The following is a 17,079-nucleotide window of genomic DNA, read 5'->3' on the forward strand; positions in this document are numbered from 1 at the left end:
CTTTTCCATTGACCATGAATGCCGCTCCTGAAATACTGATTATTGATGACGAACGCCAGATTCGCCGCCTGCTGACGCTGACCCTGCAGGAGGCGGGCTACCGCACCCGCGAGAGCGAGAACGGCAGGCTGGGTATCGGCGAGGCTGCGTTCCGCCGACCCGATGTGGTGATTCTCGATCTCGGCCTGCCGGATATGCACGGGCTGGATGTGCTGAAGGAATTGCGGGAGTGGACGCAGGTTCCCGTGCTGGTGCTGACGGCGAAGGACCGGGAAGACGATAAGATCGCCGCTCTCGATGCGGGGGCGGACGATTACCTGACGAAGCCTTTCGGCAGCGGCGAGCTGCTGGCCCGCCTGCGCGTGATGCTGCGGCGCAGTGCGCAGGGGCCGGAGCCGACGGCTTTCAAGCTGCGGAACGTGTCCGTGGATTTGACTTCGCGGCTGGTGGTGAAGGATGGCGAAGAGGTTCATTTGACGGGCAAGGAGTACGCCATTCTCCGCCTGCTGCTCCAGCATCAGGGCAAGGTGCTGACCCACAGGCAGCTTTTGCGCGAAGTATGGGGGCCCCAGAACGAGGAGGATACGCATTATCTGCGCGTGCATATGACGCACCTGCGCCAGAAACTGGGCGATACCGATCCGGAAAACAGGATGATCCGTGCGGAATCGAGCCTCGGCTACAGGATTGTGCCCGAGTGAGACGAAGCACGCCATTCGGTTGATGCCTGTGCCCTGCGGGGATAGGCGGGTAGCGGCTGCGCCCTCCGGGGTGCGGCCTTTTTTTCGGTGTGGAGGCCAGAGCCGGGAATCCGGTTCTTTTCTTAACTTTTTCTTAATGCTCCGGCCTCCCTACTTAACTACCCGGACTGCGATTCCGGGTGTATAGTGCGGGCATGTCACTACATGATCTGATTATAATCGTCATTTTCATCGGCGTGCTGGCAGCCATGACTCCCGTTCTGGGTACATGGCTTTCCAAGGTTCTGACCGGTGAGAATATGCGTTTTCTGAAACCCCTGGGATTCGCCGAAAGGCTGGTGTACCGGGCATCCGGCGTGAATCCGGCGTTCGAGATGAACTGGAAGCAGTATCTCGGAGCTGCCCTGCTGTTCAATCTGTGGGGTTTCATCGTCCTCTACCTGCTGCTGGTATGCCAGGCATGGCTGCCGCTGAATCCGGCAGGCACCGAGAATATGCGCTGGGATATCGCCTTCAATACGGCGGTGAGTTTCATGACGAATACGAACTGGCAGTTCTATTCCGGCGAGGGGCCGCAGGGCGTCAGCTATTTCACCCAGATGGCGGGGCTGTGCGTGCAGAATTTTGTGAGCTGTGCGACGGGGCTTTCCGTGATGGCTGCATTCATCAGAGCTTTGAAGAAGAAGGGGGCGGCATCCGGCCTCGGCAATTTCTGGGTGGATATGACCCGCAGTACGCTGTATTTCCTGCTTCCTCTGGCGGTGATCGTTACGCTCGTGCTGATTTCCCAGGGCGTGATTCAGAATATGAATGCTCCTGTGATGGCGACGGGGCTCGACGGCGTGGAGCAGGTGATTCCCGGCGGCCCGGCCGCTTCGCAGATTGCCATCAAGCAGCTCGGGACGAACGGCGGCGGCTTCTTCGGCAATAACGGCACGCATCCGTTCGAGAATGCGACGCCGCTGGCCAATATGTTCGAGATGCTTTCCCTGCTGCTTATCGCCTGTGCCTGTCCCTTCGCCTACGGCCGCATGATCGGTTCCAAACGGCAGGGCTGGACGATATGGGGTGCGATGATGCTGATTTTCATCGTGATGATCGGTATTTCCTTCTGGTCTGAATTCAGCGGCTCCCCGGCTTATTCCGGCATGCCTCTGCTGGAAGGCAAGGAATTGAGGTTCGGTCTGACGGACAGTACGCTGTATTCGGTGGCGACGACGGCTTCCTCCAACGGTTCCGTGAACTGCATGCACGCCAGCCTGACTCCGCTGGCCGGTGGCGTGGCCCTGACGAATATGCTTCTCGGAGAGGTGATTTTCGGTGGTGCGGGCTGCGGCCTGTACTCGATGCTGCTCTTTGCGATCATTACCGTGTTCCTGTGCGGCCTGATGGTCGGACGTACGCCGGAATTCCTCGGCAAGAAAATCGAGGGCAGGGAAGTCCGCTGGTCGATGGTCGGCGTCCTGGCTTCCGGTCTGGCGGTGCTGATCTGCTCCGCTTTGGCTGCTGCGACGGATGTGGGGCAGGCTTCTCTGGGCGCAGCTGGCCCGCATGCCGTGAGTGAAATTCTCTACTGCTTCGGTTCGCAGGCGAATAATAACGGCAGCGCTTTTGCCAGCCTTGGCGTGGGAGATACCCCCTTCTATTCCGTGCTGGGCGGTCTCTGCATGCTCATCGGGCGTTTCGCCGTGATGATTCCCGTGATGGTGATTGCCGGTTCCCTGATGAACAAGAAGGTAGCTCCCCCCGCACCGGGTACGATGCCGACGGACAATATGACGTTCATGCTGCTGCTGGTGGCGATCGTCCTGATCGTCGGCGCGCTGACCTTCTTCCCGGTACTGGCCCTCGGCCCGATCATGGAACATCTGCTGATGATAGGCGGTGCCGTACTCTAAACACAATTTGTGGCAACTTTAACGAGAAAATAATATGAGCAAGAAACAAGACAGGAAAGCCGGATTCGACGGCGATATGCTACGGCAGGCGTTTTTCGATGCCCTGCGCAAATTCAATCCCGCCACTCTGGCGCGCAACCCCGTGATGTTCGTCACGGCGCTCGGTGCACTGGTGACGACGGTCGTCCTCTTCGTGGACGCCGCCGCCGGGGAAAACGTGGCCTTCACCTTCCAGATCACACTGTGGCTGTGGTTTACCGTGCTGTTCGCCAACTTCGCCGAAGCTCTGGCGGAAGGCCGGGGCAAGGCTCAGGCCGATGCCCTCAAGAAAATGCGGACGCATGTGCATGCCCGCCTGTTGAAAGATGACAGTTCGGAAATGTCCGTGCCTGCCGATTCCCTGAAAAAAGGGCAGCGGGTCGTCTGCGAAGCGGGCGATACCATTCCGGCGGACGGCGAAGTAGTCGAAGGAATTGCCAGCGTCGATGAATCCGCCATCACCGGGGAATCCGCCCCCGTCGTCCGCGAAAGCGGCGGCGACCGCAGCGCGGTAACCGGCGGCACGAAAGTCATCAGCGACCGCATTGTGGTACAAGTCACCTCGGAAGCGGGCGATTCGTTCCTCGACCGCATGATCTCCATGGTCGAAGGTGCGAGCCGCCAGAAAACGCCGAACGAAATCGCCCTCGGCATCCTTCTCGTGGCTCTGACTCTCGTCTTCCTCGTGGTCATCTGCACGCTGCCCGCGATGACGGGCTACCTCGAAGGTGCAGCCGGTTCCCTCGGATTCGGCGGCAGCGGGCACATCTCCATCCCTGCGCTCGTCTCCCTGCTGGTCTGCCTCATCCCGACCACGATCGGCGGCCTGTTGAGCGCCATCGGCATCAGCGGCATCGACCGCCTCGTACGCCGCAACGTACTTGCCACGTCCGGCCGTGCCGTCGAAGCCGCCGGGGACATTGACGTGCTGCTGCTCGACAAGACGGGCACCATTACGCTCGGCAACCGCATGGCCAGCGAATTCGTGCCTGCTCCGGGCATCTCGCTCGAAAGGCTCGGCGATGCCGCCCAGTTCTCCTCGCTGGCGGACGAAACGCCGGAAGGCCGCAGCATCGTCGTACTCGCCAAGGAAACGCTGAACCTGCGTGGACGCGATGTCTCCTCCCACCACATTACCTTCATCCCCTTCACGGCCATCACCCGCATGAGCGGCGTGGACGTACAGGAGGAAGGCGGCATCCTCTCCATCCGCAAGGGTGCGGCGGACAGCGTGGCGGAATGGGTGAAAGAGCAGGGCGGATTCTTCCCCGCCGAAGTGCGCGCCGATGTGGAACGCATCTCCAACCTCGGAGGCACGCCCCTCGTCGTGGCGGAAGGCTCCGAAATCCTCGGCACCATCTACCTGAAGGACGTGGTGAAAGGCGGCATCAAGGAACGCTTCGCCCAGCTGCGTGAAATGGGGATCCGCACCGTGATGGTCACAGGCGACAACCCGCTCACGGCAGCTTCCATCGCCGCCGAAGCCGGAGTGGACGACTTCCTCGCCCAGGCTACGCCGGAAATGAAACTCGACCGCATCCGCGCCGAACAGGCTGCCGGCCACCTCGTCGCCATGACGGGAGACGGCACCAACGACGCGCCCGCGCTGGCCCAGGCCGACGTAGGCGTCGCGATGAACTCGGGCACACAGGCAGCTCGCGAAGCCGGGAACATGGTCGACCTCGACAGCAACCCGACCAAACTCATCGAAATCGTCGAAATCGGCAAACAGCTGCTCATCACGCGCGGTGCGCTGACGACCTTCTCCTTCGCGAACGACATCGCCAAATACTTCGCCATCATCCCGGCGATGTTTGCCGGGCTGTTCATCGTCGCCGGAAGCTCGGAAGGCCCGCTCTCCGCCCTGAACATCATGGGACTCGGTTCGCCGGAAAGCGCCATCCTCAGCGCGGTAATCTTCAATGCCCTCATCATCATCGTCCTGATCCCGCTCGCCCTGCGCGGCGTCCGATATCGGCCGTCCGCTGCCGCAGCCCTGTTGAGAAGAAACATCTTCATCTACGGATTCGGCGGCCTGATCGCACCGTTCATCGGCATCAAACTCATCGACCTCCTCGTGAACGCGCTTCACCTCGTCTGAACACACACCAACCCTGATCGATCAACATGAATATCAAATGCATCAACCTCCGCATCGTCCTCGTCATGACGGGACTGATGGGCATCGCCTACCCCTTCGCCATGACGGGCATCGGCCTGCTTGTCTTCCCTCATCAGGCCAACGGATCCCTGATCCGGGATGAAGGCGGGAAAATCGTCGGCTCGGAACTACTCGCCCAGCCCGTCACCTCCGCCAAATACTTCAAACCGAGGCCTTCTGCCGGAGACTACGCCACGATGCCCTCAGGGGCCTCGAACCTCTCGCCGACATCGCGGGCTCTCCTTGATCTCGTCCAGGAGCGGAAGGCGGCCGTCATCCGCGAAAACTGCTTGCCCGAAGATACGGCGGTACCCTCCGACCTGCTCTTTGCATCGGGCAGCGGCCTCGACCCCCACATCTCCGAAGCGGCGGCGAAACTGCAGGCCCCCCGCGTGGCCCGCGAACGCAACCTTCCGCTGGAACAAGTGCTTTCCCTGATCTCGGAAAACATCGACCGCGGAGGCATCTGCGGTGAAGACGGCGTCAACGTCCTCAAATTGAACGTTGCGCTTGATCGGCTCCGTTGAATCGTTCGGAGGAAACGAACCTCCCCGCTCGCCCCTTCCCGGCAGTGCATGGCTGCCATCGGGAAGGGGCATTTGTTTCATGCCGAAAAATGGATTTAACAAACTCTTAACGTTTATCATGAATGCCTTAACTGGATGGTGCGTGGAATGGTTGGTATATTGTCCGCATCGCAAACACACCTTTGCATATGATACGACAACACACCAAATACATCTCCCTGCTTCTGGCCTGCTGTGCATCCGGAGCCCTGGCCAATGAAAACCTCATCGCTCCCCCCATGCAGGCGGCGGGCATCACTCAAACCTCGGTGGAAGAAAATGGGCCTGCCTATTCCCTGACGACCGGATGGACGAGCAAATACGTCACGGAAGGCATCGACTGCATACCGGGCAGCTCCATCTGGGAAGTGGCTCCCTCCGTCGCATACAAAAACTGGACCCTCTCCGCCTGGTACGCAAGCGGCGTCTCCCAATCCTATGAAGAACTCGACCTCGTACTGAGCTACACCTTCAAAAACGGAGACTGGACATTCACACCGTGGTATGAACACCAGATCTACTTCACACCCGACTACAACGTAGCCAACCCGGCATTCACGGTCGGCTATGCCCTTAACGACTGGCTGACGGTCGGAGCCGATGCGCAATGGAAAATCGAGCATCAGGTCATGGAAGGATACTACGACCTCTTCATACAGGCAACATGGACACCGATCGAAAACCTCACGATCACCCCTCTGGTACGCTTCGGATACAACAGCGGATACAACCTCTCCGCAGGCGATGGCGCCAACTGTATCGACTACTCCATGAAAGCGACATACGCCTTGACGGACAACCTCTCCGTATCCGCCCTGATCTACTACACGCAGGCGGCGACCGTCTTGCGCCGTGCGAACCTGGGAAATGAATTCGTCTATGGCGCCTACATCAACCTGAACTTCTGACTACCCCTCCGGAACATAAGAAAGTGAGCAGAAAGCCCGGTCTTCAATAAGGAGGCCGGGCTCGTGCATCGCATGGCTGGCAAGCCATGATCATCGAAACGCCCGACTTAACCTTTTCTTGATGCATACCTGTCCCGGCTTAATTGGACGCCGCCCGAAAAGAAACCTATAATACATGGATTCACGGAATGAATAGCATGAAAATGAATGATAAAATACAAACGTCCGTCTTCCTACTGGGGGCAGCCTGTATAGCATATCTGAGCTACGACGACCCACGGCACCCGCAGGAAGATGGTAGCCGCCGGCAAATGCAGCGGAACATGCAAATGCAGGCTTCCGGTCGAGACGAAAGCGAACACCCAAATGTGTATGCTGATACAGATTATTCATCATCAGCGCATTGAGTTGAATTGGGATAAAGTGGCCCGGAAAACACTTGGAACGAGACGGCATGAAATCAGGGGCTAAATCATGCGCAAAACAACTTTTCGTCAAAAAAAGCATAAAAAATCAAAAACGTATAAATTGTTCAAAGCTAGCAGTTATGGGTGTGTTGTGGGGGTAGTTTGGGGAGGAGGTGAAGAAAAAAAGAGTGAAAAAACCTTGACGTGAGAGAAAAAAAGAGTAAACTCTCCTCACCCCACTACGGGGCGCCGCGAAAGACGCGACACGGAACGAACCGGAAGCCGGCAAGGCAAGGGCGAGTGAGAGTGAAGCGAGGGCCGCGGGCAAACTCTTCAGGAGAAGAGGCGAACACTTTACAGGAAAGACTTTCGAAGTGCTGAAGCCGGGAGACCGGCAGCGAGGAGACGAAACCTTGCGGAGAGCACTTGAGAGGAGGAAAAAGAGAGAGGAAAAAGTCGTGACGCACGCCGTGCTGAACTAGGCGAAGACCCGTTCCGAAAGGGATGGAGAGCAGGGGACGCATGGCATCCGCAGAATCGAAAGATTCGAGCGGAAACCAGCAATTTCTAAAAAATATAATATGGAGAGTTTGATTCTGGCTCAGAACGAACGCTGGCGGCGTGGATAAGACATGCAAGTCGAACGGAGAAGCAATAGCTTGCTAATGCTTCTTAGTGGCGCACGGGTGAGTAACACGTGAGCAACCTGCCTTCGAGACGGGAATAGCCCTGGGAAACCGGGATTAATGCCCGATAGACTCGCAAGAGTAAACGCAGCAATGCGCTTGAAGAGGGGCTCGCGGCCTATTAGTTAGTTGGTGAGGTAACGGCTCACCAAGGCGATGACGGGTAGCCGGTCTGAGAGGATGTCCGGCCACACTGGAACTGAGACACGGTCCAGACACCTACGGGTGGCAGCAGTCGAGAATCATTCACAATGGGGGAAACCCTGATGGTGCGACGCCGCGTGGGGGAAGAAGGTCTTCGGATTGTAAACCCCTGTCATGTGGGAGCAAGGCGCAAGCTTGATAGTACCACAAGAGGAAGAGACGGCTAACTCTGTGCCAGCAGCCGCGGTAATACAGAGGTCTCAAGCGTTGTTCGGAATCACTGGGCGTAAAGGGTACGTAGGCTGCATCATAAGTCGGGCGTGAAAGGCAGGGGCTCAACCCCTGGAGTGCGCTTGATACTGTGATGCTAGAGTCATGGAGGGGGAACCGGAACTCTCGGTGTAGCAGTGAAATGCGTAGATATCGAGAAGAACACTCGTGGCGAAGGCGGGTTCCTGGACATGTACTGACGCTGAGGTACGAAGGCTAGGGGAGCGAAAGGGATTAGATACCCCTGTAGTCCTAGCAGTAAACGGTGCACGCTTGGTGTGTGGGGAATCGACCCCCCACGTGCCGGAGCAAACGCGTTAAGCGTGCCGCCTGGGGAGTACGGTCGCAAGATTAAAACTCAAAGAAATTGACGGGGACCCGCACAAGCGGTGGAGTATGTGGCTTAATTCGATGCAACGCGAAGAACCTTACCTGGGCTTGACATGTGATGAACAACATGTGAAAGCATGTGACACCTCGGTGGCGTCACACAGGTGCTGCATGGCCGTCGTCAGCTCGTGTCGTGAGATGTTTGGTTAAGTCCAGCAACGAGCGCAACCCCTGTTGCCAGTTACCAGCACGTTATGGTGGGGACTCTGGCGAGACTGCCCAGATCAACTGGGAGGAAGGTGGGGACGACGTCAGGTCAGTATGGCCCTTATGCCCAGGGCTGCACACGTACTACAATGCCCAGTACAGAGGGTACCGAACCCGCGAGGGGGAGGCAATCCATGAAAACTGGGCCCAGTTCGGATTGTAGGCTGCAACTCGCCTACATGAAGATGGAATCGCTAGTAATGGCGCATCAGCTACGGCGCCGTGAATACGTTCCCGGGTCTTGTACACACCGCCCGTCACATCATGGAAGCCGGTCGCACCCGAAGTATCTGAAGCCAACCGCAAGGAGGCAGGGTCCTAAGGTGAGACTGGTAACTGGGATGAAGTCGTAACAAGGTAGCCGTAGGGGAACCTGCGGCTGGATCACCTCCTTTCTATGGAGAAAAGAGATGAAAATCTCTTAGGTCGACTCAGCCTCGGCTGAGACGGAAGTGTTGCGATACTTCCGAAACGATAAAAAGATGTGTAAACTCCTGCAACACAAGCGCAGAGAACAGACGGCGCGCGTCACGGCTTTTTCCGACAAACACTCTCTTGACCGAACCCAAAACCAAAGGGGGTATAGCTCAGTTGGTAGAGCGCCAGCTTTGCAAGCTGGATGTCCGGGGTTCGAGTCCCCGTGCCTCCACCAAAACAAGGTGGAAGAGACCTCTCGAAAAAAACGGAAGCAAAAAAGGGCCTGTAGCTCAGTTGGTTAGAGCACACGCTTGATAAGCGTGGGGTCACAGGTTCAAGTCCTGTTAGGCCCACCAACGCCTAATGGAGGCGAAGCAAAGTGAACGGTAAAAGGAGATTGACATCCGTGTGGCAAATAGGAGAAACCGAGAAATCGGTTTCAACCAACCAAAGTGGGAAATATACAATTTTACACTTAAAATAATAGAACCAAGCAAAACACACAAAAAACTTTACAGAAAGTCATTGGGGTTCTGGAAACGGAGAAATCCGCGGAAAGAAGAAACCAAGGGCTTACGGAGAATGCCTTGGTGCCAACAGGCGAAGAAGGACGCAACAAGCTGCGAAAAGCCTCGGAGAGCTGCAAGTGAGCTAAGACCCGGGGGTATCCGAATGGGGTAACCTGATTCCGGTAATACGGAATCGACCTTATCTGAATACATAGGATAAGGAACGCGACACCCGCTGAAGTGAAACATCTCAGTAAGCGGAGGAAAAGAAAGAGAAATCGATACCGTAAGTAGTGGCGAGCGAAAGCGGTAGAGCCCAAACCGAAGGTACTCCTTCGGGGTTGTAGGACCTCGACAAACTCGACCATTGATCATAGTTTAACTACCTGGAAAGGTAGGCCGGAGAGAGTGAAAGCCTCGTGAGCGAAATGACCAGTGGGAGTAAGAGGAATCCTGAGTAATACACCACACGTGGAACGGTGTATGAATCCGCGCGGACCACCGCGCAAGGCTAAATACTAGTTGGCGACCGATAGTGAACAAGTACCGCGAGGGAAAGGTGAAAAGAACCGCTGTGAGCGGAGTGAAATAGAACCTGAAACCGTAAGTCTACAAAGTGTCAGAGCCGTAAAGGCGATGGCGTGCCTTTTGTTTAATGAGTCTGCGAGTCAGTGTTCGTGGCAAGACTAAATCCTTCCGGGATGGAGTCGTAGCGAAAGCGAGTCCGAAAAGGGCGTTAAGTCGCGGGTACTGGACCCGAAGCGGAGGTGACCTACCCTTGACCAGGTTGAAGCATAGGTAAAACTATGTGGAGGACCGAACAGGTGAACGTTGAAAAGTTCTCTGATGAGTTGAGGGTAGGAGTGAAAGGCTAATCAAACCCCGTGATAGCTGGTTCTCTCCGAAATGCATTTAGGTGCAGCGTCATATGCTGATGCGCGGGGGTAAAGCACTGACAAGGCTAGGGGGCACACCCGCTTACCAAACCTTATCAAACTCTGAATACCGCGCAATGGAATATGGCAGTGAGACAGTGGGGGATAAGCTTCATTGTCGAAAGGGAAACAGCCCAGACCAGCAGCTAAGGTGCCAAAATAACGCTCAGTGGAAAGGATGTGGGATTACACAGACAGTGAGGATGTTGGCTTAGAAGCAGCCACCATTTAAAAAATGCGTAATAGCTTACTCATCGAGTGATCCTGCGCCGAAAATGATTGGCGATAAGCGTTATACCGAAGCTCTGGACTTTATCGTAAGATAGAGTGGTAGGAGAGCGTTGAATGTACGTAGAAGGGGGATGGCGACTGAACCTGGAGAGCATTCAAGTGAGTATGCAGACATTAGTAACGTAAAGACATGTTAAATACATGTCCGCCGTAAACCCGAGGTTTCCAGGGCAACGATGTACGTCCCTGGGTTAGCCGGGACCTAAGCCGAGGCCGAGAGGCGTAGGCGATGGACATCAGGTTAATAATCCTGAGCTTCCGACCCTTAAAGCAGGAGGACGCATGAGAAGAGATCACCAGGTAAACGAATTCCGAGTGGAGGCTTCGGCCGAAACGCATGATCAAATCGAGTGCCAAGAAAAGCCCTGCCGTATGCTAAGGAACCCGTACCGTAAACCGACACAGGTGGGTGGGTAGAATATACCAAGGCGCAAGAGTGAAACCTAGTTAAGGAACTCGGCAAATTAGCCCCGTAACTTCGGAAGAAGGGGTGCCTGAGAGATCAGGCCGCAGAGAAATGGCCCAACCGACTGTTTATCAAAAACACAGCACTCTGCAAAGACGCAAGTCGAAGTATAGGGTGTGACACGTGACCAATGCCGAAAGATTAAGGCAAGGGGTTAGCGCAAGCGAAGCTCTGAACCCAAGTCCCGGTGAATGTCGGCCGTAACTATAACGGTCCTAAGGTAGCGAAATTCCTTGTCGGGTAAGTTCCGACCTGCACGAATCGTGAAACGAGTTGGGCACTGTCTCAACTAGGCGCTCAGTGAAATTGTAGTGGCGGTGAAGATGCCGCCTACCCGCAGAAGGACGGAAAGACCCTATAGACCTTAACTGTAAGCTGTCATTGTTTCTTCGGTCGCAATGCTCAGAGTAAGTGGGAGACTATGAAGGTTGGCTTTAGGGCCCGCCAGAGTCGCCAATGAGACACCACCCTTTGAGATTGGAGAATCTAACCATAAGCCGTGAAACCGGCAATGGGACCGTGTCAGCCGGTCAGTTTTACTGGGGCGGTATCCTCCCAAAAAGTAACGGAGGAGTGCGAAGGTGCGTTCAGCTCGGTCTGCAACCGAGTGTCGAGTGCATGGGCATAAACGCGCCTAACTGCGAGACCAACAAGTCGAGCAGATGCGAAAGCAGGCCCAAGTGATCCGGCGGTAGAAAGTGGAATTGCCGTCGCTCAACGGATAAAAGGTACCTTAGGGATAACAGGCTGATCACGCCCAAGAGTTCATATCGACGGCGTGGTTTGGCACCTCGATGTCGGCTCGTCGCATCCTGGGGCTGGAGAAGGTCCCAAGGGTCCGGCTGTTCGCCGGTTAAAGCGGCACGCGAGCTGGGTTCAGAACGTCGCGAGACAGTTCGGTCCTCTATCCTCTGTGGGCGTTGGAAAATTGAGGGGTTCAGACCTTAGTACGAGAGGACCGGGTCTGACGCACCACTGGTGCATCGGTTGTACTGTCAAGTGCATGGCCGAGTAGCTAAGTGCGGAAGGAATAAGCGCTGAAAGCATCTAAGCGCCAAGTCCATCCCAAGATGAGTTTTCCCTATAGGTTCGTGGAAGACGACCACGTTGATAGGTCATAGGTGGAAGTGCAGTAATGCATTAAGCCGAGTGATACTAATCACCGATTGACTTCTTTTCACCATGAACCTCAATGACGACTCTGTCAAAGAAAGTAACGCCAAGTTCAATATTAAACACTACATGCCACACGGATGTCAGCCTCCTCATACGAGCCTGAAGACAACAACATAACATCCCCGCACATACCAATGACTCCCGGATAGGCAGCCCTCAACAAGCTGAAACCCGGTGGTCACAGCGCAGTGGTCCCACCCGGTCCCGTTCCGAACCCGGAAGTGAAACGCTGCCGCGCCGATGGTAGTCGGACGACAGGTCCCGCGAGAGTAGGTCGCCGCCGGGATGTTATATGAAGCCCCGCTTGCTTAATTGCATGCGGGGCTTCTTCGTTTCCGCTCATCACCGCAATCGCCGCCCTTTACCATGACTACGTCATGCTGCCAGGGGGAGTGGAATGATGAACGCAACAAGTGTCAGGTTGAATGAGACTGGTTGCTGAAGATTGTGAAGATAAAAAAGAGCGAATGGTATTACCCTTTCGCTCTTTGCTTTTGTTGATGTGGCGCGGTTGGTGTCAGACCGTCGCTGCGGTTGCCTTGCGACGGCGGCGGATTGCCCATCCGATGAGGCCGAGCGCGGGCCGCCGTAGTTGTCGGAGACCCATTCCTGTACATTGCCCGCCAGGTCGTGCAGACCGATTTCGTTGCCGTTGTTGTGGGCAATGAGGGTATCTTCACCGATGCTGTTTCCATTATCGCCCTGTTTCATTTCATCCTTCTCAATACCTGAATGCTCGCGCATACGTTCACCTTTCGCGGTGCGAAGATAAAAGGGTGATTGATATGGTGGAGGTGAAAGCCATTCGCATCGTTATATCCAGTGATGCCGCTGTGAAGAAGGTCTGGTTATTGGAGGAGCTCGCCTGATAGGGAAATACCTGTTGTATAAGTTACAGAACTGCGACTTTGAGGTGACTTTAGTATCATTTGTAGCTCGTTCAGAGTGAGTACATAATCTTTTTTGTGATGAACCATACAATGGCAATTGGAGCACAAAGGGATTAAATCAGTTGCTACGGATGTTTTGACGTACCGTGTTTCTTTACCAAGAGGATAAACATGATGGATCTCAATGTATCCCTCTCCGTATGTACCGTACGTCTCTCCAAAATTAAATCCACAACCTAAGCATGTTGTGCCATGTATGGCGATAGCGGCATTTCTCAATGCAGGATTGCGTTCAATCAGAGTTGATACTACAACTCTTCTGCCACCCTCTGTTCGTACAATCAGTGCGGTTTGTTCTTTGATGATGGAGGATGGATTGTCTTTTGTGTACGAATGAATGAATTGGATATAATGGCCTAATGCGCAACTGTACATATTGTGTCCAATAATATTGGATTCCCGGAAACTTTCGGAAAGTTCAAAGCCGTGTTGTATCGCAAATAAAAGAGCAGGATCGTTTATATGGAATAGGGTGTGATTATGGGCAAGAATTTTTTCGTTTTGTAAATAGTTTGAGATTTTATTTTTGATGGCATTGATGTAGCTTTGACATGTGCGAGGTTTTAAAGCTTTGTTTTGTAGGAATAGATAGAATTCTTTTTCCATAATTTGAGAAGGAATTGTTTGCATCATGGTTATCTTTGGTCGGGAATAATATTTTAGAGAGTGAGCAGCAATTCCAATACTTCCCGCAGTTTATCGACGGGGTGGAGTTTTTTGAGGCGGGGGAAGCGGCCTTCGAGGAGGATGTAGTCGCGGTTGCGGGTGAGCATGAGTTTTTGGCCGACGATTTCGACCTGAGCGATGTTGGCGCGGGAGGCCAGGAGTTTGATGCGCTGGCATTGCAGGAGGTTTTCGGCTTCTGCGGGGAGAGAACCGAAGCGGTCGATCCAGTGTTTCTGGAGTTGGTCGAGGTCGTTCAGGTGGGTGGCGTTGGCAAGGTCTTTGTAGGCCGCAATGCGGGTGCGGGTGGATTCCATGTAGGCCGAGGGAAGGTAGGTGCCGATGATGCCTTTGCGGCTTTCCTGGATGGTCATTTTGGCTTCGCTCCAGCAGATGAAGTCGGCTTTGAGGGTGGAGTCGGTGCGGAGGGTGGGTGTTTTGCCCTGGAGGCGTTCGATGGATTGCCGGAGGAGCTGGCAGTATAGTTCGAAGCCTATGGCGGCGATGTGGCCGCTTTGCTGGGTGCCGAGGAGGTTGCCGGCTCCGCGGATTTCGAGGTCGCGCATGGCGATTTTGAAGCCGGAGCCGAGTTCGGTGTATTGTTTGATGGCGGAGACGCGTTTTCGGGCGTCTCCGGTGGTGAGGGCGTGTCTCGGGAGGAGGAGGTAGGCGTAGGCGCGGTGGCCTGCACGGCCTACGCGGCCTCGGAGCTGGTAGAGGTCGGCGAGGCCGAAGCGGTCGGCGCGGTCGATGATGATGGTGTTGGCGTTGGGGATGTCGATGCCGCTTTCGATGATGGTGGTGGAGAGGAGGATGTCCGCTTCTCCGCGTACGAATTGCCCCATGACGTTTTCAAGGTCGCTTTTGTCCATTTGTCCGTGGCCGATGACGATACGGGCTTTGGGGACGAGCTGGTGGAGTTGGTGAGCCATGTGGTCGATGGTTTGGACGCGGTTGTGGAGGAAGAAGACCTGTCCGCCGCGTTTGAGTTCGCGTTCGATGGCATCTTTGATGAGTTTTTCGTCGTAGGGGCAGACGGCGGTTTGTACGGGGAGGCGGTTGAGGGGAGCGGTGTCGATGGTGCTCATGTCGCGTGCGCCCATGAGGGCGATGTAGAGGGTGCGCGGAATGGGGGTGGCGGAGAGGGTGAGCATGTCGACGGCTCGGAAGTTCGTTTTGAATTGTTCTTTGTGCCGAACGCCGAAGCGTTGTTCTTCGTCGATGACGACGAGGCCGAGGTTTTTGAAGCGAATGTCTTTGGAGATGAGGCGGTGGGTGCCGACGACGATGTCGACGGAGCCGTTGGCGAGGCCTTGCAGGATTTCCTTTTCTTTTTTGGCGGGGGTGAAGCGGCTGAGTATTTCGATGCGTACGGGGTATTCGCTCATGCGCGCTTTGAAGCTGCGGCCGTGCTGGTCGGCAAGGACGGTGGTGGGTACGAGGATGGCGGCCTGTTTGCCTCCCGTGATGCATTTGAAGGCGGCGCGGATGGCGACTTCCGTTTTGCCGAAGCCTACGTCGCCGCAGATGAGGCGGTCCATGGGGCGCGGGGATTCCATGTCCGCCTTGGCTTGCTGGATGGCTCGCAGCTGGTCCGGCGTTTCGCGGTAGGGGAAGGAGGATTCGAATTCCCACATCCAGGCGGAGTCTGCCGGGTGGGCGTAGCCCTGGTTGGTTTCGCGTTCGGCCTGTACTTCGAGGAGTTGGGCGGCGTAGTCGGCGACTGCTTTTTCGGCGGCTTTGCAGGCGCGTACCCATTTGGCGTCCCCGAGTTTGCTGAGTTCGGGCGTTTTGGTGCCGAGTCCGATGTATTTGGAGACGAGGTGTGATTGCCGGATGGGGATGCCGAGTTTGACTCCTCCCCGGTATTCGATGTACATTTCTTCTTCGCCGGTGTCGGGGCTTTTGTCGATGCCGATGTATTTGCCGAGGCCGTGGGAGGCGTGGATGACGAGGTCGCCGGGGAGGATTTCGCGGAGGGGTGTTTGGGCGCGTTCGCGGCGTGCGGCGTCTTCGCGATCAGCGCGTTTGCGGGCCTGTGGCGTGGTGTAGCGGCCGAAGAGTTCGGAGGAGGAGAGGACGGCGAGTTTGGCTCCCGGGGCGGTGAAGCCGTGCGGCAGTTCACCCTGGCAGTGGTGAACGCGTTCCCATGCGGGGTCGTTGCCGCAGATTTCGCGGAAGCGTTTTTCTTCTCCGGGATGGGGAAAGAAGATGGCGATTTCCCATGCCTGCCTGTTCCATTTTTCAAGCTGGCCGTGCGCGTAGTTGCGTTTGGCCTCCTGCATGACGAAGTCGCCGGTGTCGAAGCTGCCGAGCGGGGTACCGTAGAAGGCGGTTTTGTCGTTGTTTTGCGGGCGGTCGAGTTCGGCGGCGTCGGGTATGTCTTCCGGAGGCGTTTCGAGGATGACGATGTTGCCGCTTTCCCGGCAGTCGGGGGTGGAGATGATCCAGTCGTCGGGGCTGATCCAGTTTTTGAGTTTTTGTTTGGACGGAGGTTCGGAGAGGAGGAGTTGAGCTCCTTTGAGTTTTTTGAAGGATAGCTGGGAGTCGATGTCGAAGGCTCGGATGGATTCGATGGTGTCGCCGAAGAGTTCGATGCGGAGGGGGTGGGGGGCTTGCAACGGGAATACGTCGACGATGCCGCCCCGGACGGACCACTGCCCGCGTGCGATGACCTGGTCGCTGCGTTCGAATCCGGCTTCGGTGAGCATGGCGATGAGCGCATTTTGCTCGATGGTGTCGCCGATGCTGAAGTATGAGGTTTGTTCTTCGATGGTGCTGGAGGCGGGGGCATCCTGCATGAGTGCGGTTTCCGTGAGGACGACGAGTTGTCGTTCTTCGGAGGGCAGGGAGAGTTTTTGAAGGATGTCGAGGCGTTCGGCGAGGAGGTCGGGGTCGGAGAGTCCGTTGTTGATGTGGATTTCCTGTTCGGGGAGGAAGAGTGTGTGGCCTTGTTTCCAGATGGGGAGTTCGGCTGCGAGGCGTTCCTGCCGGGGGAGGTCGGGTGTGAGTATCCAGATGCGCTGTTTCGGCCCGGCAGTGGAGGCGATGAGGGAGATGAGGAAGGAGAGCGCCGCCGGAGGAGTTTGTTCGAAGATGACAGGAGTGTTGCGCGTGTTTTCCTTGCCCAGAACGGACAATTTCCGGCGAAATGCCGCTGTGCGTGCGACGCGGGCAAGGAGTTCCTGTATCATGGCGAAGGTGTCGAGGCTGTTCCGTTTTCCTTGCTGCCATGCAAAAGGATGAGGGATAGCCTCAAGTGTGCATTTATTGAAGCATGCCGCCGCCTTTTTGT

General features: G+C 55.9%; 9 protein-coding genes, 2 tRNA genes and 3 rRNA genes. 11 read left to right on the plus strand and 3 right to left on the minus strand.

Translation table 11 applies throughout. The features are described from left to right. Positions 1-14: 14 nt before the first annotated feature. The 11 genes from PYTT_RS10155 to rrf all read left to right on the plus strand — a co-directional run bounded on the left by PYTT_RS10155 (position 15) and on the right by rrf (position 12,457). Positions 15-701 carry a response regulator gene (locus PYTT_RS10155; RefSeq protein WP_067773142.1) on the plus strand — a complete coding sequence of 229 codons (687 nt, stop codon included), beginning with the start codon at positions 15-17 and terminating at the stop codon, positions 699-701. Positions 702-895: 194 nt separating this feature from the next. Further along, on the plus strand, positions 896-2,599 hold the full coding sequence (gene kdpA / locus PYTT_RS10160) for a potassium-transporting ATPase subunit KdpA (protein ID WP_067773145.1): 1,704 nt from the start codon (positions 896-898) through the stop codon (positions 2,597-2,599). A gap of 34 nt (positions 2,600-2,633) precedes the next feature. Continuing rightward, positions 2,634-4,739: a potassium-transporting ATPase subunit KdpB gene (kdpB, locus tag PYTT_RS10165; protein ID WP_083076457.1), complete on the plus strand. Its 2,106-nt coding sequence runs from the start codon at positions 2,634-2,636 to the stop codon at positions 4,737-4,739. Between the two features lie 26 nt (positions 4,740-4,765). Continuing rightward, entirely contained in the window at positions 4,766-5,326 is a 561-nt protein-coding gene (gene kdpC, locus PYTT_RS10170) for a potassium-transporting ATPase subunit KdpC (protein WP_067773148.1), read from the plus strand. 188 nt (positions 5,327-5,514) lie between these two features. Then, entirely contained in the window at positions 5,515-6,273 is a 759-nt protein-coding gene (locus tag PYTT_RS10175) for a hypothetical protein (RefSeq protein ID WP_067773151.1), read from the plus strand. 474 nt (positions 6,274-6,747) lie between these two features. Further along, positions 6,748-6,888 (plus strand): hypothetical protein, encoded by a 141-nt coding sequence (locus PYTT_RS13700; protein ID WP_223196368.1) that lies wholly within the window; start codon positions 6,748-6,750, stop codon positions 6,886-6,888. 370 nt (positions 6,889-7,258) lie between these two features. After that, positions 7,259-8,772, plus strand: a 16S ribosomal RNA gene (locus PYTT_RS10180). A gap of 181 nt (positions 8,773-8,953) precedes the next feature. Then, positions 8,954-9,029 (plus strand) — tRNA-Ala (locus tag PYTT_RS10185). Between the two features lie 44 nt (positions 9,030-9,073). Beyond that, a tRNA-Ile gene (locus PYTT_RS10190) sits at positions 9,074-9,150 on the plus strand. Positions 9,151-9,349: 199 nt separating this feature from the next. Continuing rightward, positions 9,350-12,174, plus strand: a 23S ribosomal RNA gene (locus PYTT_RS10195). 167 nt (positions 12,175-12,341) lie between these two features. Further along, a 5S ribosomal RNA gene (rrf, locus tag PYTT_RS10200) occupies positions 12,342-12,457 on the plus strand. Together the 16S, 23S and 5S rRNA genes with 2 tRNA genes alongside form the textbook arrangement of a ribosomal RNA operon. A gap of 89 nt (positions 12,458-12,546) precedes the next feature. On the opposite strand, the gene PYTT_RS10205 is transcribed toward rrf, so the two are convergent. The 3 genes from PYTT_RS10205 to mfd form a co-directional block, all read right to left on the minus strand. Beyond that, positions 12,547-12,915, minus strand: coding sequence for an SUMF1/EgtB/PvdO family nonheme iron enzyme (locus PYTT_RS10205; protein WP_071133452.1), 369 nt, complete (start codon positions 12,913-12,915; stop codon positions 12,547-12,549). A 104-nt stretch (positions 12,916-13,019) separates the two neighbouring features. Next, on the minus strand, positions 13,020-13,754 hold the full coding sequence (locus PYTT_RS13430; protein ID WP_141675792.1) for an HNH endonuclease: 735 nt from the start codon (positions 13,752-13,754) through the stop codon (positions 13,020-13,022). A gap of 26 nt (positions 13,755-13,780) precedes the next feature. Next, a complete protein-coding gene (mfd, locus tag PYTT_RS10210) occupies positions 13,781-16,978 on the minus strand; it encodes a transcription-repair coupling factor (RefSeq protein WP_067775434.1) in 3,198 nt (1,065 codons plus the stop codon). Positions 16,979-17,079: the final 101 nt, after the last annotated feature.

The sequence above is a fragment of the Neoakkermansia glycaniphila genome, assembly GCF_900097105.1.
In the GTDB taxonomy this organism is placed as follows: Bacteria; Verrucomicrobiota; Verrucomicrobiia; order Verrucomicrobiales; family Akkermansiaceae; genus Akkermansia; species Akkermansia glycaniphila.